Below are 16,218 nucleotides of genomic sequence, written 5' to 3'. Positions count from 1 at the left end.
GCAGCGATGCGCGATGCCCTTTGGGATCGGGATTGCCAAGAATACACGTATAATGCACCTTTGGATGCTGGTGTGCACTATGTTGCATATCGATGCTGTGGCATAGTTGCCGCATCACACTGGGAGGCTTTGTGCGATGTACAAAAAAATAACGGCCCTTGCGGCCCTGGGAGCTTTGCTGGCTGCGCCGGCAGTGGCGGCCGACAAGGTGAAGATCGGTTTCGTCACCACAATCACGACCCCGGCTGGCGTCATCGGTCAGGACATGGTCGATGCGGTCAATCTCGCGGTCGAGGATATCGGCGGCAAGATGGGCGGTCTGGATGTCGAGCTCATCATCGAGGATGACGGTTTCAAGCCGCCGATCGGCAAGCAGAAAGTCGATAAGCTGGTGAAGAAGGACGATGTCGATTTCGTCGCCGGTTTCATCTGGTCACACGTTCTGCTCGCCTCGAAGAAGTCGGCTCTCGATGCCGGCAAGTTCCTGATCAGCTCCAATGCGGGGCCGTCGCAGGTCGCGGGCAAGCAATGCGACAAGAATTTCTTCTCGACCTCCTGGCAGAACGACCAGACGCCGATGGCGATGGGCGAGGTGCTGAACCAGAACGGCGTCAAGTCGGTCTACGTGATGGCGCCGAACTATGCCGCCGGCAAGAACATGATCGCCGGTGTCGAGCGGACTTTCAAAGGCGAGGTGGTCGGCCGCGATCTCACCAAATGGGGCAAGGACGCGCAGCTCGATTTCTCCGCCGAACTGGCGAAGGCGAAGGCTTCCGGAGCGGAAGCGCTCTGGGTCTTCTATCCGGGCAAGGCGGGCGGCGCTCTGATCAAGCAGTATGAGCAGGCCGGCCTGCTCGGCGAGCTGCCGCTTTATACTGTGTTCACTGTCGACTCGATCGCTCTGCCGAAGCTCCAGGCGGGCAATCTCGGTGGTGTCATGGGCTCGCTCAATACCCAGCATTGGGGGCCGGATCTCGACAACCCGCAGAACAAGAAGTTCGTCGAAGGCTTCAAGAAGAAATACGGCCGCTACCCGTCCTTTTATGCGGCCCAGTCCTACGACACGATCTTCCTGATCAAAAGCGCGGTCGAGGCGGTTAACGGCAACCTGGACGACATGGACGGCATGCGGGCCGCTATGGAGAAGGCCGACTTCCCGTCCACGCGCGGCAAGTTCAGCTACGGGAACAACCACTTCCCGATCCAGAACTTCTACCTGCGTGAGGTCGTCGCGGATGCGGACGGCGTCTGGACGACCAAGATCGTCAAGACGGTGCTCGAGAACCACCAGGATCCGTACGCCAAGGACTGCAAGATGTGATCACCCGCTGCGGGTGACGTGGAACCGGCGGAGCAGGCGCTTCGCCGGTTTCGGATTCCGGCGGAAACCGCCGGCAAAAAGACAATGCCGAACGGCACAAGAACAGGGGTATCCTGGTGGACTGGGGACTTTTCACAATTCAGATGCTGAACGGCGTTCAGCTCGGCGTGCTGCTGTTCCTGCTCGCCGCGGGGCTGACGCTGGTCTTCGGGATCATGGATTTCGTCAATCTCGCGCATGGTTCGCTCTACATGATGGGCGCCTATTTCTGCGCCACGCTGACCCAGGTGACGGACTCGTTCATCCTCGGCGTGCTGCTCGCGCTCCCCTTGACGGCCTTGCTGGGCTGGCTGGTTGAACTGATCGTGGTGCGTGCGCTCTACACGCACGACCATCTGGACCATGTGCTCGCCACCTTCGGCCTGATCCTTTGCTTCGACACTGCGGTCGATTTCATCTGGGGACCGACCGGTATGGCGATCCCGCTGCCGGCTTTCCTCGACACGCATGTCGATCTGGTCGGCGGCCATACCTTCCCGACCTTCCGTATTCTCATCATCTGCGCCGGGCTCGCCGTCGCGGCGCTGCTTTATTTCCTCGTGGCGCATACCCGCATCGGGATGCTGATCCGGGCCGGTGCGTCCAACCGCACCATGGTGATGGCGCTCGGCGTCGATATCGGCAAGCTGTTCGCGCTGGTCTTCGCCGTGGGCGCCGCCTTCGCAGGACTCGCCGGCATGCTGATCGCCCCGATCACGGAAGCCAGTATCGGCATGGGCAACGAGATCATCATCGTCGCCTTTGTCGTGATCATCATCGGCGGCATCGGCTCGATCAAGGGCGCCTTCGTCGCCGCGATGCTGGTCGGGCTGATCGACACGATGGGGCGTTCCTTCCTCGATCAATTGCTGAAGCTCTTCATGTCCTCGCAGAATGCCGAGACCTCGGCGCCGGCGCTCTCCGCCATGGCGATCTACGTGCTGATGGCCGTGGTGCTCGCCTTCCGGCCCCAGGGCCTGTTCCCGCCGAAGGTGCGCTGAGCCATGTTATCTCTTTTCCGGACGGGCCTTCCGGCCTACGTCATGCTCGCGGCTCTGGCTTTCCTGGCCGCGCTGCCTTTCATTTCCGAGTGGGTCGACAACGCCTTCCTGATGGATCTGTTCCTGCGCCTGATGGTCCTCGCCATCGCGGCGGTGAGCCTGAACCTGATCCTCGGCTATGGCGGCATGGTGAGCTTCGGTCACGCGGCCTATCTCGTGATCGGCGCCTATGCGGTCGGCATCCCGGCCTATTACGGGATCTATGACGGCTTTACTCATATCGTCATTGCGGTCCTCGGTTCGGCCATCGTCGCCTTGCTGACCGGCGCCATCGCGCTGCGTACCAAGGGCGTCTATTTCATCATGATCACCATGGCCTTCGCCCAGATGGTGTTCTTCACCTTCGTCTCGATCGAGGAATATGGCGGCGACGACGGCCTCGTGATCGACCAGCGCAGCGAGTTTGCCGGACTGCTCGATATCGAGGACGGTCTGACCTTCTATTACTTCGTTCTCGTTTCCCTCGTGCTGGCGCTCGGACTGGTGCACCGCATTGTGCATTCCCGCTTCGGCATGGTGATCTCAGGCGCCAAGGGGAACGAGCGCAGGATGCAGGCAATCGGCTTCCCGACCTATCGCTACCGCCTCGTCTGCTATGTGATCTCCGGAGCGCTCTGCGGTTATGCGGGCGCGCTGCTCGGCAACTTCACCTATTTCATCACTCCGGAGATGGGCGACTGGGTGCACTCGGGAGAGCTGATCTTCATGGTCGTGCTCGGCGGCGCCGGAAGCCTCTTCGGCCCCGTGCTCGGCACCGCCGTTTTCGTACTGCTCGAGGAATACCTTTCCCGATTTACCCAGTACTGGCACTTCCCCTTCGGGGCGATGCTGATCCTCGTGGTCATCTTCACCCGGGGCGGGGTCAACGGCATGTTCCGCTGGCTCGGCGCGCGGATCGGACTCGGAGCAAAGTCATGAGCGGCGCGTTCCTCGAGGTCCGGGACCTCTACAAGAACTATGGCGGGATCGCCGCGACCGATCATGTCGACCTCGATGTACGGGAATCGGAGCTGCATGCCATCATCGGACCGAACGGCGCCGGCAAGACGACGCTGATCTCCCAGCTCTCCGGCGAGGTGCCGCCGGATGGCGGGCGGGTCCGCTTCGGCGGCCGGGACATCACGACGACCCCTGCCTACAAGCGATCCCTGCTCGGGCTCGCCCGCTCCTTCCAGATCACCAGCCTGATGCTCGATATGACCGTGCTGGAGAATGTGGCGCTCGCCGTGCAGGCGCATGCGGGCCATTCCTTCCGTTTCTGGAGACCGGCACGATCGGAGACCGGGCTGACCGGACCGGCGATGGAGGCGCTTGCCGCTGTTGATCTGGCCGACAGGGCACATGACGTGGCGCGGGCAATGTCTCACGGCGAGCACCGCCAGCTCGAAATCGCGATGGCGCTGGCGACCCGCCCTAAGCTGCTGCTGCTGGACGAGCCGATGGCGGGCATGGGCGTGGAGGAAAGCCAGCGCATGGTCGAGATCCTGCGCGGTCTCAAGGGCGAAAAGACGATGCTGCTGATCGAGCACGATATGGACGCGGTCTTCACCCTGGCGGACCGGATTTCGGTGCTTGTCTATGGCCGGGTGATCGCCACCGGGACGCCGGAGGAGATCCGCAACGACGAGGCCGTGCGTCAGGCCTATCTCGGCGACGAGGTGGCGTGATGCTGAGAATTGAGGCAATCGAGACCTTCTACGGCGCCAGCCAGGTGCTGTTCGGCATGAGCCTTGAGGTTGGTGCGAACGAGGTGGTCACGCTCATGGGCCGCAACGGCATGGGCAAGACCACGACGGTCAATTCCATCATGGGCATCGTCCGCCCTGCGGCGGGCCGCATCACCTTCGAGAATGACGAGATCACCAACGCGCCGGCGCATCTGATCGCCCGGCACGGGCTCGGCCTCGTACCGGAGGGGCGCCAGGTTTTCCCGAACCTCTCGGTGCGAGAGAATCTCGTCGCGACCGCGGCGAACCGTTTCGGTGCGCGGGATCCGTGGACCGTCGAGCGCGTGCTGACCATGTTCCCGGAGCTGGAGGCGCGTATCACCTCGATGGCCAACCTGCTCTCCGGCGGCGAGCAGCAGATGCTCGCCATCGGCCGTGCATTGATGACGAACCCGAAGCTGCTGATCCTCGACGAAGCGACCGAGGGACTGGCGCCGTTGATCCGCAAGGAGATCTGGCACTGTCTTGAGCGGTTGAAAGTAGAAGGCCAGGCGATCCTCGTCATCGACAAGAATATCGACGATCTGAAACGGATCGCCGACCGGCACTATATCGTCGAAAAAGGCAAGGTCGTCTGGTCCGGGACGAGTGCCGAGCTCGATGCGAACGCAGAGTTGGTGCAGGAAAAGCTCGGGGTTTGACTTTGACAAACCCTTGGCTGTAACCGTGCGTGAGAAGTCCCGGCGAGGACTTGTGGACATAGGATGTTCTGAGGTCGATCAAGTCTGATGGCGCAAGAGGCCAACGTTCCGGATGAGGTCGCTGATATCGTTCGCAAAGCGATTGGTGCATTTCAGGAAAACTCGCTGTCCGACGCCATCATCGGTCTCGAAGCCGCCCTCCGGTACCCGATGCCTGAAGAGACCTGTCGAGACATCTGCTGTCAGTTAAGCGATTGGTGCACCAGGACGGGCGATCTGGGGCGCGCTAGACGTCATCTCATTCGGGCGATCCTCTTAATGCCGGGAGATACCCGAACCCGTTTGGAATATGCCGAACTCGCATTGGTGGACAGTCCGGCACTCGGGCTTCCGGAGTTACTGGCCCAGGTAAGGCGGGATAGGAGCGCACGATCGGCACTGTCTCTGGCCCGCATATTTCTACGGCGTGGCGAGGTGAAGCGGTCCGTGGCGCTCGCGCGGCTTGGGAATGCGCGGGAACGCAAAACCCGTGGGCTCTCCCGGACGGCGATACTCGATCAGTGGAACGAGAGGAAAAATCGCCTCGTACATCTCCGGCCGCACTGGCAGCGCCGCGACTGGTATTTCGGGCAGCGCGGCGATGTTCAGAATGTCTTCATCTGCGGTGTTCCAAGATCCGGCAGTACGTTGCTTGAACTGATGCTGCTCAGTATGGAAGGGGTCGCCTCCGTCGGTGAATCTCCGGAAGTTCAGGAATGCCTGGCCGCCGGATTAGCTGGAAAGCCCGCGCTCACCCTGCGCGATCTGAAGGTGCCTGCGAAGATTGTTCTGAACAAGCTGATGGACAATATCTATTTGGCGGATTTCATCCTTGAGAAGATCCGGAATGCCAAGATTCTGATTATAAACAGAAATCCCGAAAGCGTGTTTTTCAGCAACTACATGCAGAAGTACCAAAGCGATTGGGATATCTGTTACGAAGACTCGACCCTGGCGGACTTCATTGACGACGTCAGGAAGCGATCAGAAATGCTCGCGGCGCAATGGCCGGGTCGGGTCATGGCAATCGACTACGAACAACTGACCCGCGATCCTCTCCGGACGTTTATGAAGATATCCGTACTCCTCGGGCTCGAAGGCGACCGTTTCGACGGCCAGCATTTGCGCGCCGACACGGTACACACGGCGAGCAAGCTCGCGGTTCGGCAGCCGTTACGGGATGACATGAATCAGAAATATCTCAAGGCAGCCCGATTCATGCCGTACCTGCGAAATCGATATAGCTAGGTCCGCGATGCGATGTTTCGCGGAAGACGTGGCGACTAGGCCCTCTTCCGGATCCCGGCCTCGTTGAACATCGGCACCAGGATATCGACCAGATCCTCGATCATCGCGTCCGTGTGGCGCGGCGTCGGGGTGAAGCGCAAGCGCTCGGTCCCCTTGTCCACGGTCGGATAATTGATCGCGGTCACATAGATATTGTGATCGTAAAGCAGCCGGTTGGAGAAATCGCGCGCCTTGGCCGGGTCGCCGACCAGCAGTGGCACGATATGGCTTTCCGACGGCATCACCGGCAGACCGGCATCGGCGAAGGCCTGCTTCAGGCGCGCCGCCTGGCGCTGCTGCATCGCCCGTTCCTGCCCGCTGACCTTCAGGTGCCGGATGCTGGCCGCCGCTGCGGCCGCGGTGATCGGGGGCAGTGAGGTGGTGAAGATGAAGCCGGGGGCAACGCTGCGGATATAGTCCAGCACATGCGCCGGGCCGGCGAGATAGCCGCCATGCACCCCGACCGCCTTGCCGAGCGTCCCTTCGATCAGGTCGACCTTGTCGAGCACGCCGTCCCGCTCCGCGATCCCGGCCCCGCGCGGGCCGTACATGCCGACCGCATGGACCTCGTCGAGATAGGTGATCGCATTGAACTCGTGCGCGAGATCGCAGATCTCTTCGATTTTCCCGATATCGCCGTCCATAGAATAAACGCTCTCGAAGGCCACCATCTTGTGGCTTTCGGGATCGGCGGCTTCCAGAAGTTCGCGCAGATGCTCCAGGTCGTTATGACGGAAGATGTGCCGGCGAGCCGTGCCTTTGCGGATGCCCTGGATCATGGATGCGTGGTTCTTCTGGTCGGAGAACACATCCATGTTCGGCGAGGCGCTGAGCAGGGTCGAAAGGCTGGCCTCGTTGGCGATATAGCCCGAAGTAAAAAGCAGCGCAGCTTCCTTCCGGTGCCAGTCCGCGAGTTCCGCCTCAAGCTCGACATGGTAATGGCTGGTGCCGGAGATATTCCGCGTTCCGCCGGCGCCGACGCCGGTCTGGTCGACCGCCTCGTGCACTGCGTTCACCAACAGGTCGCTGCCGCCCATCGCCAGATAGTCGTTGGAGCACCAGACAAGCACCTGTTCCACGCGACCGTCGCGATAGTGCTTGTAGTACGGATATTTGTCCGCCTGCTTTTCCAGATCGGCGAAGACCCGATAGCGGTCCTCGGCCTTAATCCGGTTCAGCTTGTCCTGGCAGATGTCAAAGAGGTTCACGGCCTCTCTCTCCCATTGATTGTGCGGTCTGTTTATCTCGCGTTTTCCGACCTGGATTAATGATCCAGGTCAATCCGCACGCTCTCAGCTTGACTGATACACCGGATTTTGACTAGTTTCGCGCGTTATGTTGACGCACACGGAACTCGGCCTCGCACTTCGACTTAGGTTCCCGGCTCTCTAGAGAGACCGGGTCACGTCGCTCGTGTATGCTTGAACCGTGCTGATGCGCTGAGGATGGCCTCCATCCCGACATCACATTTTCAAGACAAATCATAGCCTTTCCGCCTCGTTTCGGGGTAGAGGTTCCGGCATCGGGCGCATTCAGGAACGGATTTTGAATGTAACCGCGAGCAGGCGCAGCAGGGAAAAGCGCGCCGCTCCGAGGGAGTTGAAGTGATGAACCAGATGCATATCGAAAAATACCAAGCCTACCAGCCGGTCAATCTGCCGGACCGGACATGGCCCTCGAAGATCATCGACCATGCGCCGACCTGGTGCAGCGTCGATTTGCGCGACGGCAACCAGGCCCTGATCGACCCGATGGACAGCGCGCGCAAGCACCGCATGTTCAAGACCCTGGTCGAGATGGGTTTCAAGGAGATCGAGGTCGGTTTCCCGAGCGCCTCCGACACCGATTTCAATTTCGTCCGCGAGATCATCGAGGGCGGCCTGATCCCCGACGACGTGACCATCCAGGTCCTGACCCAGGCCCGCGAGCACCTGATCGAGCGCACCATCGAGAGCCTGATGGGTGCGAAGAGCGTGATCGTCCATCTCTACAACTCGACCTCCGAGCTGCAGCGCCGGGTCGTTTTCCAGCAGGACCGCGAGGGCGTGAAGCAGATCGCCGTCGAGGGCGCGAAGATGGTCAAGGACCGTCTCGCCCGCCTGGAAGACGCCGGCACCAAGGTTCGCCTGCAATATTCTCCGGAAAGCTTCACCGGCACCGAGCTGGACTACGCGCTGGAGGTCTGCGAGGCGGTGATGGATGTCTGGCAGCCGACGCCGGAAAACCCCGTCATCATCAACCTGCCGTCCACGGTGGAGATGTCGACCCCGAACATCTATGCCGACCAGATCGAGTGGATGCACCGGCATTTCACGCGCAGGGACGCGATCATCCTTTCCGTGCATCCGCATAACGACAGGGGCACCGGCGTCGCGGCGACGGAGCTGGCGGTCATGGCCGGTGCCGACCGGGTCGAAGGCACCCTGTTCGGCAATGGCGAGCGGACTGGCAATGTCGATATCGTCACCCTGGGCCTGAACCTCTTCACCCAGGGCGTCGATCCGGAACTGGATTTCTCCAACATCAACGAGCTGATGGAAACGGCGGAATATTGCAACCAGCTGCCGATCCATCCGCGCCATCCCTATGCGGGCGAGCTGGTCCACACCGCCTTCTCCGGCTCGCACCAGGACGCGATCAACAAAGGCATGCAGGCGATCCGCAAGAGCAACGATCCGCACTGGGAAGTGCCCTATCTGCCGATCGACCCGCAGGATATCGGCCGCGACTACGAGGCCATCATCCGGGTCAACAGCCAGTCGGGGAAGGGCGGTGTCGCCTACCTGCTCGAGACCGATTACAAGATCAAGTTGCCGAAGGCGGCGCAGGCCGATTTCAGCCAGGTGGTGCAGAAGATCACCGATGCGACCGGCAAGGAGATCAACAGCGAGACCATCTGGTCGACCTTCCAGGATGAGTATATCGCGCAGAAGGATGCGCCTTACGAACTGGTCTCCTTCTCCTCGAAACCGATCGAAGGCTCGAACGAGCGTGAGCACATCACCGCCATTGTCGACCACATTGGCAAGAAGCACACGATCGAGGCGGACGGCAACGGCCCGATCTCGGCCTTCGTCAACGGTTTGCGCACGGAGTTCGGCCTCAATTTCCGGCTCAAGGACTATACCGAGCACACCCGTTCTGTCGGCTCTCGCGCCGAGGCGGCGGCCTATATCGAGCTGACCGTGCCGGACGAGAAGGGCCGGAGCGTTTTCGGAGTCGGCATCGATACCTCGATCACCATGGCGCCGATCCGGGCCGTGATGAGCGCGGTCAACCGGATCTAGATCCCGGCGCGGATCAGTATCCAGCCGAGCGCGGTCAATAGCATGACCGCGCCGGCATTCATCCAGAGCCCCGCTCGCGCCATGTCGGCGACCCGGAGCCCTCCGGCGCCGAAGACGATGGCGTTCGGAGGCGTTGCCACCGGCATCATGAAAGCGCAGCTCGCGGCCAGTGTGACGGGCGCGAGCATCGCCAAAAGCGGCAGGCCCAGCGCTTCCGCCAGTTCCGCCGTGATCGGCAGAAAGGCGGCTGCCGACGCCGTATTGCTGGCAAGCTCTGTGGCGAACAGAACGATGGCGGCAGAGAGGCCCGGAGCGGCCTCGTCCGGCAGGTAGCCGACGGCCGCGGAGAGAGTTCCCGCGAGCGCTTCGGCCAGTCCGCTGCCGCTGATCGCGTTGGCCAGCGAAAGGCCGCCCCCGAACAGCACCAGGATTCCCCAGCGGATCGCGCGCGCCTCGTCCCAATTCAGCAGGGCGCGTTTTTCGGAGCCCGCCGGGACGACGAAGAGCGCGAGCCCGGCAGCGAGCGCGATGGCCGTATCGCTGATCGCCGGGAGGAACGAGCTGATCGTCGGGCGGAAGATCCAGGCGAGGGCGGCGATCGCCAGCACGACGGCGATGCGCTTTTCGCGGGCCGTCATTGGTCCCGGATGCGGCAGGGCGTCGGCTTCCAGCTCTTCCAGCGGCCCGAACGCGAAGCGTGTCAGTACCAGCCAGGCAAGCACCAGCATCGCCAGCATGATCGGCAGGCCTATGGCGAGCCATTTCGCGAAGCCGAGCGGTGTGCCGTAGCTCTGGTCGAGAAAGGCGGCGAGCATCGCGTTCGGAGGTGTGCCGATCAGCGTAGCAAGCCCGCCGATGGAACAGCCATAGGCGACGGAGAGCAGCAGCGCCTTGCGCAGCCGCACCGGCGCGCCGTCCAGCACTGACTGGGCGACCGGCAGCAGCATGATCGCGCTCGCCGTGTTGCTGATCCACATCGAGGGCAGGGCGCCGGCGAGCAGGAACCCGGCGACCAGCCGGCGGCTGCCGGTGCCGGTCCGGTGCAGGATCGCCGTCGCAATCCGGGCATGCAGGCCGGAAGAGGTTATCGCCGCGCCGAGCAGGAAGCCGCCGAGGAAGAGATAGACGACCGGATGTGCGAAAGGCGCCGCCGCCTCCTTCAGATCGGCGATCCCGAGCAAGGGGAAGAGCAGGATCGGCAGCAGGGCGGTGACCGGCAGCGGCACCGCCTCCCCGATCCACCAGACAGCCATCAGCGCGGCGACCGCGACCGTGTGCCAGGCGGCCGGCGGCAGACCGCCCGGCGGTGGAAGGAGCAGCAGAAGGACGAAAAGAGCGGCCCCGAGCACCAGCGGGAAATGACTGACGATGTTCGGATCGGTGCGCTGGATTGCGGCCATTTGGTCCCTAGACACAGACTTGTCATTGTTGCCCTATGGACCGGCACGTGCCGCCGGTCCGTATGCCGGCGCCGATCATAACCCGTTGGAGGGGCAGCTGAACCCGCAATCTGAAATCCATCGCTACGAGTGGCGCGAGGTCCCGCGCCCGGTTGCGAACGGACATATGGTGATCGCCATAGGCGACGTGCACGGACGGGCCGATCTGCTGACCGCGCTGTTCGAGGCGGTGGCGGAGGATGTCGCGCGGATCAAGCCGGAACAGGTGACGGCGATCCTGCTCGGCGACCTGATCGACCGCGGGCCGGCGAGTCTCGAAGTTCTCGGCCTCGCGCTCGGCGGACTTGGGGCGTTCACGAAACGCCCGGTTACGGATGTCTGCCTGCTCGGGAACCACGATTACTGGCTCCGCCAGGCGGTCGACGGCAGCCTCGACGACGACGATCTCCGCTTTTGGGCCGCTAACGGCGGGGAGGAGACCTGGCGCAGTTTCGGCATCAACCGCGTGGTCGGCGCGCGGGACATGATCATGCAGACGCGCCGCCGCCTTCCGGATCCGGTGCTGGAATTCATCATGTCCATGTCTGTGACCTACCGGGTCGATGACTATCTTTTCGTCCATGCCGGGATCGATCCCCGTCAGCCGCTGTCAAACCAGACCCTGAAGACGCTCTGCTGGATCCGCGACCCTTTCCTGAACCCGGAGGTCTGGCCGTTCGAGCTGACCGTGGTGCACGGCCACACGGTGGAATGGAACCATGGCGAGCCGCTGGTGCATGACCACCGGATCGGGATCGATAGCGGCGCGGTGAAAACAGGGGTGCTGACCGCACTGGAGATCAATTCCGGGCAGATGCGTTTCGTCCAGGCCTGGGACGAGCGGGCGCTCGAGGAGGAGCGCCGGCGTTCGGGCTAGCGCTTCAGCACCAGTACGTTGCCGGTCAGGATCATCGCCGTGCCCGCGATCATCAGCGGGCCGAGCGTGACATTCTCCAGCAGCACGGACATGGCGAGCGCCACCACCGGAACGGTGGTGAAGGTATAGGCGGCGCGGCCGGGTCCGACCCGGGCGACCAGGGCGAAGAAGATCAGGAAGGCGCCCGCCGAGGCGACGATGCCGAGATAGACGAGCGAGCCGAGATAGAGCGCCGTCGGCTCGATGGTGATCTCCATCCCGCTCGCAAGCGCGATGGCGAGGCAAATCGAAGCGCCGCCGATGCCGCCCCAGAAATTGGCCGTGTAGGGCGATATTCCCCGCCGCTGGTTGCGGGCGCCGATAATGGTGCCGATCGCTGTGCCGAGGGCCGCGCCGAGAGCCCAGAGCATGCCGCGCAGGACGTCGCTGCCGGCCGAGAGCTTCGCGAGGTCTGGAGAGACGATGACGGCGAGCCCGGCCATGCCGATCACCATGCCGGCGAGCGCGCGCAGACTGATCGTCTCACGGAAGAGAATGAAGGAGATCACGGTCGCGAAGATCGGGGAGGTGGAGAGCGCGAGGGTGGCGACGCCGCTCGGGATCAGATGCGTCGAATAATAGAAGCAGATGAAATTGAGCGCGAAGAAGGTCGCGGCGTGCGCCGCGATCCATGGCACGTCCTGTCCCGCGACGCGGAGGCGCGATCGGGTCGCGAGCAACACGACGAGCATGAAACCCGCCAGCAGAAGCATGCGGTAGGCAACGGAGACCGGGACCGGTACCGGTCCGGCCTGCAGGGTCGTGACATAGGCCCCCGTCCCCCAGATCAGGGCGGAGAGCGCGAACAGGATGATGTGCACGGGCCGGTCCAATCGGCGGCGGATAGGTCAGTAACCTTATCCTATCGCCTCATCGGGGGATGACGGCAAGCGCCACGGAGACGAGCAACAGGATCGCCATGGTGATGTTGAAGGCCCGCCCGATCCTGGGCGAGCGGATGAAGCCCGCGAAGATCCCGCCGAAGACCAGCCAGGAGCCGTTCACGAACAGCATGACGCAGGTAAGGATGGCGAGTTTGGTCAGCGTGTCCCGGATCGGGTCGCTCTCGATCAGGATATTGCCGGCATAGAGCGCGGTGAAAACCGTGTAGGCCTTCACGTTGGTCAGCGAGACGACGATCCCGGCGCCGAAGCCCGGCGGGTCCGGATCGTCCGTTCCGTGCATGCCCGGCGGCGGTGCGGTGGCGATCCGGTAGGCGAGATAGAGCATGTAGAGCACTGCGGCCATCACCAGTACCGGACCGACCCCGGGCAGGGCGAGCAGCAGGCCGGTGACCCCGCTCGCGGTCAGGCAGAGCACGGTGAAGACTCCGGCATAGATGCCGAAGAGAAAAGGCAGGCCTGCCCGGATCCCGAAGGCGGCCCCGTTCGCGGTAATGGCGACGATGGCGGGTCCCGGGCTGCCCATCAGTGGAAAGGCCATGGCCAGCAGTGCGAGCACGCTGTCGAGCGTCGGAAACATTCGGGCCGGTCCTCCTCGGAGCATGTTTTTTCTGGTATCGTGCCCGCTCGGGCCCAGATGGGGAATAGGAACCGGCCGCATAACACTCGCGCCAGTTTGCCTTTAGTGACTGTTTTGACACGGGGCGGCGCGACCGACCCGACGCCCGGATTTCAGTCCTTCATGAGCATTCGTGTGGCCGCCGTTCGCCTGTCGCAATGAGCGGAGTTGACCTTGATTTTCTTTAAGCCTTTCGTGCGAACCGCGGCATGCGTCTCGCTGCTGGTACCGCTGCTCGGAGCGGGCGATGCCGTTGCGGCAAGCCAGCGCCACTATTCCGCCGGCCTTGTGGCCGGCGCGGCGCAGGCACAGTCCGGATCCGGAGATTTCACGGCGATCGCCATGGCCGAGACCTTCTGCCTGCGCTATCCGACCTACGACCTTGAGAAAATCTCCGCCGCGGTCGATGAGGTCGCCGGCCGGCATATCGAGCCGGAAGTTGGCTCGAACGCAACGCGATGGACGATGTCGGGCCCGTCGGGCCGCAAGCTGATTCTCGTCCGGGATTCCCGTCCGGGACGGCTGAAATGTGCCTTTCAGGCCGAACGCGTCGCGTTCGATGTGGCGCAAGAATGGCTCGACCACGTCTCGTCCGGTTTCGCGGAGGAGGTCAACGGGCAGCGACAGGACATCCGGATCCAGCACGACGCAGCGAAGGGATCGGCGGCGGTGACGACCGTGAAAACCGAACTCGGACCGATGTTCTTCGGCGTCTGGAGCACGCCCGACGGCGGCGCGATGACCACGATGGGGCCGCTCAGGGAATTCGTGGAGAAGAAGTGAGCGTTCCCGCCCGTCATCCCGGCGCAGGCCGGGACCAGGGGAACGAGATTCGATCTCTATGATCTCTGGGCGCCGGGGGGACGACGGTCAATGGTTTGACCTCAAGGACACCGTCGCCCATTTCAGGCAAAGCCTAGCTACCACTTTTCGCCAGAGCAGGTCGCTAGTGTGATTCCAATCAGAAAAAGAAGCCAGACAATGCAGCCGTGCCGAGTCTCGGCGTCGTGCATTGCGCGAGCCTTCTCGGTCAGAAAAAACGGATATCGCGGATCATACTCATGGTCTGTGTTTCGGTTTCTGAAATTGAATATCGAAATGCGTGCTTTTGAGTAAATGAAGACACCACAGCCAACAAAGATGAAGGCGATGCCAAGCAGCCTTAGGTTTTCTTGCCACGGTTCCAATTCTAATTTTCCGACCTCACGTTCACCGGCAACACCGAACTTTCCTTCGGCGATTTCAGCGCGATCACCGTCTGGCTGCGGGTCACGCCCGGCAACAGCTTGATGCGGTTGGAGATCACGTCCTCCAGCGCGTCGTTGGAGCGGGTGCGGATCTTCAGCAGGTAGGACCAGTCGCCGGTGACATGGTGGCATTCCAGCACTTCCGGCATGGCCTGCACCGCTTCGAGAAAGGACGCGTTATGCGCGCTCCAGTCGATCAGCACGGAGACATAGGCGAGCACGTCGAGCCCGACCGCCGCCGGCTCCAGGACAGCACCGTAGCCGCGGATCGCGCCCGCCGCCTGCAGTTTCTTCAACCGCTCGTTGACGGCGGAGACCGAGAGCCCGGCATGGGCGCCGATCTCGGCATAGGCGGCACGGCCGTGGCGCTGGATATAGTCCAGGATCGCGCGGTCGGTCTCGTCGAGGCGGGGCTCGCTCATTTTGCGGCCTGCAGAGGTTCGGCGGGGGCGTAGAGCGCGCGCTCGCCCTTCACGCCGCGCAGCTCCATCCGCGTCAGCAGGCGAGTCTCCTCCGGCAGGAGACTGGCGATGGTCTCGGAAAGGATGATGTCGGTGCCGAGCGAGCGACAGAGGCTCTCCATCCGGCTCGCCTCGTTCACTGCCGGGCCGATCACGGTGAAATCGAGCCGGTTGCGCGAGCCGACATTGCCGAACATGACCTCGCCCAGATGCAGCGCCACGTTGAGCCCCATGGCCGGGCGCTCGAGATCCGCCTCGGTCTCGGCGAGTTCGTCGACCGCCGCCAGGGCCGCTTTCGCGGCCTCCAGCGCGTGCGACGCGGTTTCCGCTTCCAATCCGGGGGAGAGCGGGAAGATGGCGAGGAAACCGTCGCCGAGAAACTTCAGCACTTGTCCGCCCGCCGCATGCACCGGCTCCAGCATGGCGTCGAAATAGCGGTTCAGGGCCGAGACCATCTCCTCCTTGGAGACGATATCGCTGACGCTGGTGAAGTCGGAGAGGTCGGCGATCATCAGGACGGCGTTCAGGCTCTCGGCCATGCCGCGCCGGATCTCTCCCTTCAGGATGCGCGCGCCGACCAGCGGGCCGACATAGGCACTCAGCAGGTTGGCGGCGATCTCCTGGTCGAGATGGGCCTGGATCGCGGAGGTGAGGGCCGGCACGATGGCGTCGATGAAGGCGATGTCGCGATCGGAAAAGCCGTCGGGGTGCCGGCTCGACCAGCGCAGGATGGCGCCGCAGCTCCGTTCGCCCTCCTTGATCAGGCGTAGCGCCTCGGTGCCGCCGAACATGCACGCGTAGTAATCGGTGAAGCCCTCGTCGCGAAAATCTACAAGCGCCTGGAAATCGAGCTGGGCCCCCGGGCCGGTCAGCCGGCGCCGCATCTGCAGGGTGCCGGTCGCCATCATGTGGCGCAGCGGGCTCGCCTTCCACTCCTCCGATTCGTCCCTGGTATAGGCGATCTCCTCCCGGCGGCCGGTTTCCGGGAGATTGCCGGCGCGGTCCCAATCGAAGAGCAGGGAGCCGACTTCCGGATGCAGCGTGTACATGGCGACGCGGCAGCGATCGAGCGGAATCCCAGCCTCCACAAGACGCTCCGCGGTGGCGGCGATCAGCTGTTCGTTCGGCACTTTCTCCCAGGACTGATAGACCAGCCACTGGATGATCTCCACCGCCTTCGGATCCGTGACCGGCTTGTTCTCGTGCATGCGTCTCTCTCACCTCGCCCGGAC

Annotated in this window: 15 protein-coding genes; 9 read left to right on the top strand and 6 right to left on the bottom strand. The window is 62.9% G+C overall.

The genetic code is table 11. The annotated features are described in order from the left end of the window. The first annotated feature begins 136 nt into the window (after window positions 1-136). The 6 genes from NUH88_RS06570 (at window position 137) to NUH88_RS06545 (ending at window position 6,076) form a co-directional block, all read left to right on the top strand. Complete coding sequence (locus NUH88_RS06570; RefSeq protein ID WP_257770786.1) at window positions 137-1,321, top strand: ABC transporter substrate-binding protein; 1,185 nt, start codon at window positions 137-139, stop codon at window positions 1,319-1,321. Between the two features lie 116 nt (window positions 1,322-1,437). Continuing rightward, window positions 1,438-2,361: a branched-chain amino acid ABC transporter permease gene (locus NUH88_RS06565; protein ID WP_257770785.1), complete on the top strand. Its 924-nt coding sequence runs from the start codon at window positions 1,438-1,440 to the stop codon at window positions 2,359-2,361. Window positions 2,362-2,364: 3 nt separating this feature from the next. Beyond that, the gene (locus tag NUH88_RS06560; RefSeq protein ID WP_257770784.1) at window positions 2,365-3,339 is read left to right on the top strand and encodes a branched-chain amino acid ABC transporter permease; all 975 of its coding nucleotides are present in this window, start codon (window positions 2,365-2,367) and stop codon (window positions 3,337-3,339) included. After that, window positions 3,336-4,088, top strand: coding sequence for an ABC transporter ATP-binding protein (locus NUH88_RS06555; protein ID WP_257770783.1), 753 nt, complete (start codon window positions 3,336-3,338; stop codon window positions 4,086-4,088). Before NUH88_RS06560 ends, NUH88_RS06555 begins: the two co-directional genes overlap by 4 nt. Continuing rightward, on the top strand, window positions 4,088-4,789 hold the full coding sequence (locus tag NUH88_RS06550; protein WP_257770782.1) for an ABC transporter ATP-binding protein: 702 nt from the start codon (window positions 4,088-4,090) through the stop codon (window positions 4,787-4,789). Before NUH88_RS06555 ends, NUH88_RS06550 begins: the two co-directional genes overlap by 1 nt. 87 nt (window positions 4,790-4,876) lie before the next feature. Next, window positions 4,877-6,076: a sulfotransferase family protein gene (locus NUH88_RS06545; protein ID WP_257770781.1), complete on the top strand. Its 1,200-nt coding sequence runs from the start codon at window positions 4,877-4,879 to the stop codon at window positions 6,074-6,076. 35 nt (window positions 6,077-6,111) lie between these two features. Here the strand turns inward: NUH88_RS06545 and hemA are convergent, their stop codons facing one another. Next, window positions 6,112-7,323, bottom strand: a complete 1,212-nt coding sequence (hemA, locus tag NUH88_RS06540; protein WP_257770780.1) for a 5-aminolevulinate synthase — start codon at window positions 7,321-7,323, stop codon at window positions 6,112-6,114. A gap of 399 nt (window positions 7,324-7,722) precedes the next feature. On the opposite strand from hemA, the gene leuA reads away from it, so the two are divergent. Next, complete coding sequence (gene leuA, locus NUH88_RS06535; RefSeq protein WP_372743548.1) at window positions 7,723-9,402, top strand: 2-isopropylmalate synthase; 1,680 nt, start codon at window positions 7,723-7,725, stop codon at window positions 9,400-9,402. On the opposite strand, the gene NUH88_RS06530 is transcribed toward leuA, so the two are convergent. Further along, window positions 9,399-10,802 (bottom strand): SLC13 family permease, encoded by a 1,404-nt coding sequence (locus tag NUH88_RS06530; RefSeq protein ID WP_257770779.1) that lies wholly within the window; start codon window positions 10,800-10,802, stop codon window positions 9,399-9,401. The genes leuA and NUH88_RS06530 overlap by 4 nt on opposite strands. Window positions 10,803-10,821: 19 nt before the next feature. Here NUH88_RS06530 and NUH88_RS06525 point away from each other — a divergent pair, with 19 nt between their 5' ends. After that, window positions 10,822-11,718 (top strand): metallophosphoesterase, encoded by an 897-nt coding sequence (locus tag NUH88_RS06525; protein ID WP_257770778.1) that lies wholly within the window; start codon window positions 10,822-10,824, stop codon window positions 11,716-11,718. On the opposite strand, the gene NUH88_RS06520 is transcribed toward NUH88_RS06525, so the two are convergent. Both NUH88_RS06520 and NUH88_RS06515 read right to left on the bottom strand, forming a co-directional pair. Further along, window positions 11,715-12,578 carry a DMT family transporter gene (locus tag NUH88_RS06520; protein WP_257770777.1) on the bottom strand — a complete coding sequence of 288 codons (864 nt, stop codon included), beginning with the start codon at window positions 12,576-12,578 and terminating at the stop codon, window positions 11,715-11,717. The two genes, NUH88_RS06525 and NUH88_RS06520, sit on opposite strands and share 4 nt — an antisense overlap. A 49-nt stretch (window positions 12,579-12,627) precedes the next feature. Next, a complete protein-coding gene (locus tag NUH88_RS06515) occupies window positions 12,628-13,239 on the bottom strand; it encodes a LysE family translocator (protein WP_257770776.1) in 612 nt (203 codons plus the stop codon). Between the two features lie 213 nt (window positions 13,240-13,452). Between NUH88_RS06515 and NUH88_RS06510 the strand changes: the two genes are divergently transcribed. Continuing rightward, the gene (locus NUH88_RS06510) at window positions 13,453-14,061 is read left to right on the top strand and encodes a hypothetical protein (protein ID WP_257770775.1); all 609 of its coding nucleotides are present in this window, start codon (window positions 13,453-13,455) and stop codon (window positions 14,059-14,061) included. A 406-nt stretch (window positions 14,062-14,467) separates the two neighbouring features. On the opposite strand, the gene NUH88_RS06505 is transcribed toward NUH88_RS06510, so the two are convergent. Both NUH88_RS06505 and NUH88_RS06500 read right to left on the bottom strand, forming a co-directional pair. Continuing rightward, window positions 14,468-14,947: an Lrp/AsnC family transcriptional regulator gene (locus tag NUH88_RS06505; protein ID WP_257770774.1), complete on the bottom strand. Its 480-nt coding sequence runs from the start codon at window positions 14,945-14,947 to the stop codon at window positions 14,468-14,470. After that, entirely contained in the window at window positions 14,944-16,194 is a 1,251-nt protein-coding gene (locus NUH88_RS06500; protein ID WP_257770773.1) for an adenylate/guanylate cyclase domain-containing protein, read from the bottom strand. Before NUH88_RS06500 ends, NUH88_RS06505 begins: the two co-directional genes overlap by 4 nt. Between the last annotated feature and the right edge of the window lie 24 nt (window positions 16,195-16,218).

Source organism: Nisaea acidiphila, from assembly GCF_024662015.1.
GTDB classification, from domain to species: domain Bacteria; phylum Pseudomonadota; class Alphaproteobacteria; order Thalassobaculales; family Thalassobaculaceae; genus Nisaea; species Nisaea acidiphila.
This window is presented reverse-complemented; position numbering and strand designations above follow the sequence as displayed.

Bases quoted from the DNA above. Each gene is read 5' to 3' on its own strand.
- NUH88_RS06570 (WP_257770786.1), top strand. From the start codon at position 137: ATGTACAAAAAAATAACGGCCCTTGCGGCCCTGGGAGCTTTGCTGGCT.
- NUH88_RS06560 (WP_257770784.1), top strand. From the start codon at position 2,365: ATGTTATCTCTTTTCCGGACGGGCCTTCCGGCCTACGTCATGCTCGCG.
- NUH88_RS06555 (WP_257770783.1), top strand. From the start codon at position 3,336: ATGAGCGGCGCGTTCCTCGAGGTCCGGGACCTCTACAAGAACTATGGC.
- NUH88_RS06550 (WP_257770782.1), top strand. From the start codon at position 4,088: ATGCTGAGAATTGAGGCAATCGAGACCTTCTACGGCGCCAGCCAGGTG.
- NUH88_RS06545 (WP_257770781.1), top strand. From the start codon at position 4,877: ATGGCGCAAGAGGCCAACGTTCCGGATGAGGTCGCTGATATCGTTCGC.
- leuA (WP_372743548.1), top strand. From the start codon at position 7,723: ATGAACCAGATGCATATCGAAAAATACCAAGCCTACCAGCCGGTCAAT.
- NUH88_RS06530 (WP_257770779.1), bottom strand. From the start codon at position 10,802: ATGGCCGCAATCCAGCGCACCGATCCGAACATCGTCAGTCATTTCCCG.
- NUH88_RS06515 (WP_257770776.1), bottom strand. From the start codon at position 13,239: ATGTTTCCGACGCTCGACAGCGTGCTCGCACTGCTGGCCATGGCCTTT.
- NUH88_RS06505 (WP_257770774.1), bottom strand. From the start codon at position 14,947: ATGAGCGAGCCCCGCCTCGACGAGACCGACCGCGCGATCCTGGACTAT.
- NUH88_RS06500 (WP_257770773.1), bottom strand. From the start codon at position 16,194: ATGCACGAGAACAAGCCGGTCACGGATCCGAAGGCGGTGGAGATCATC.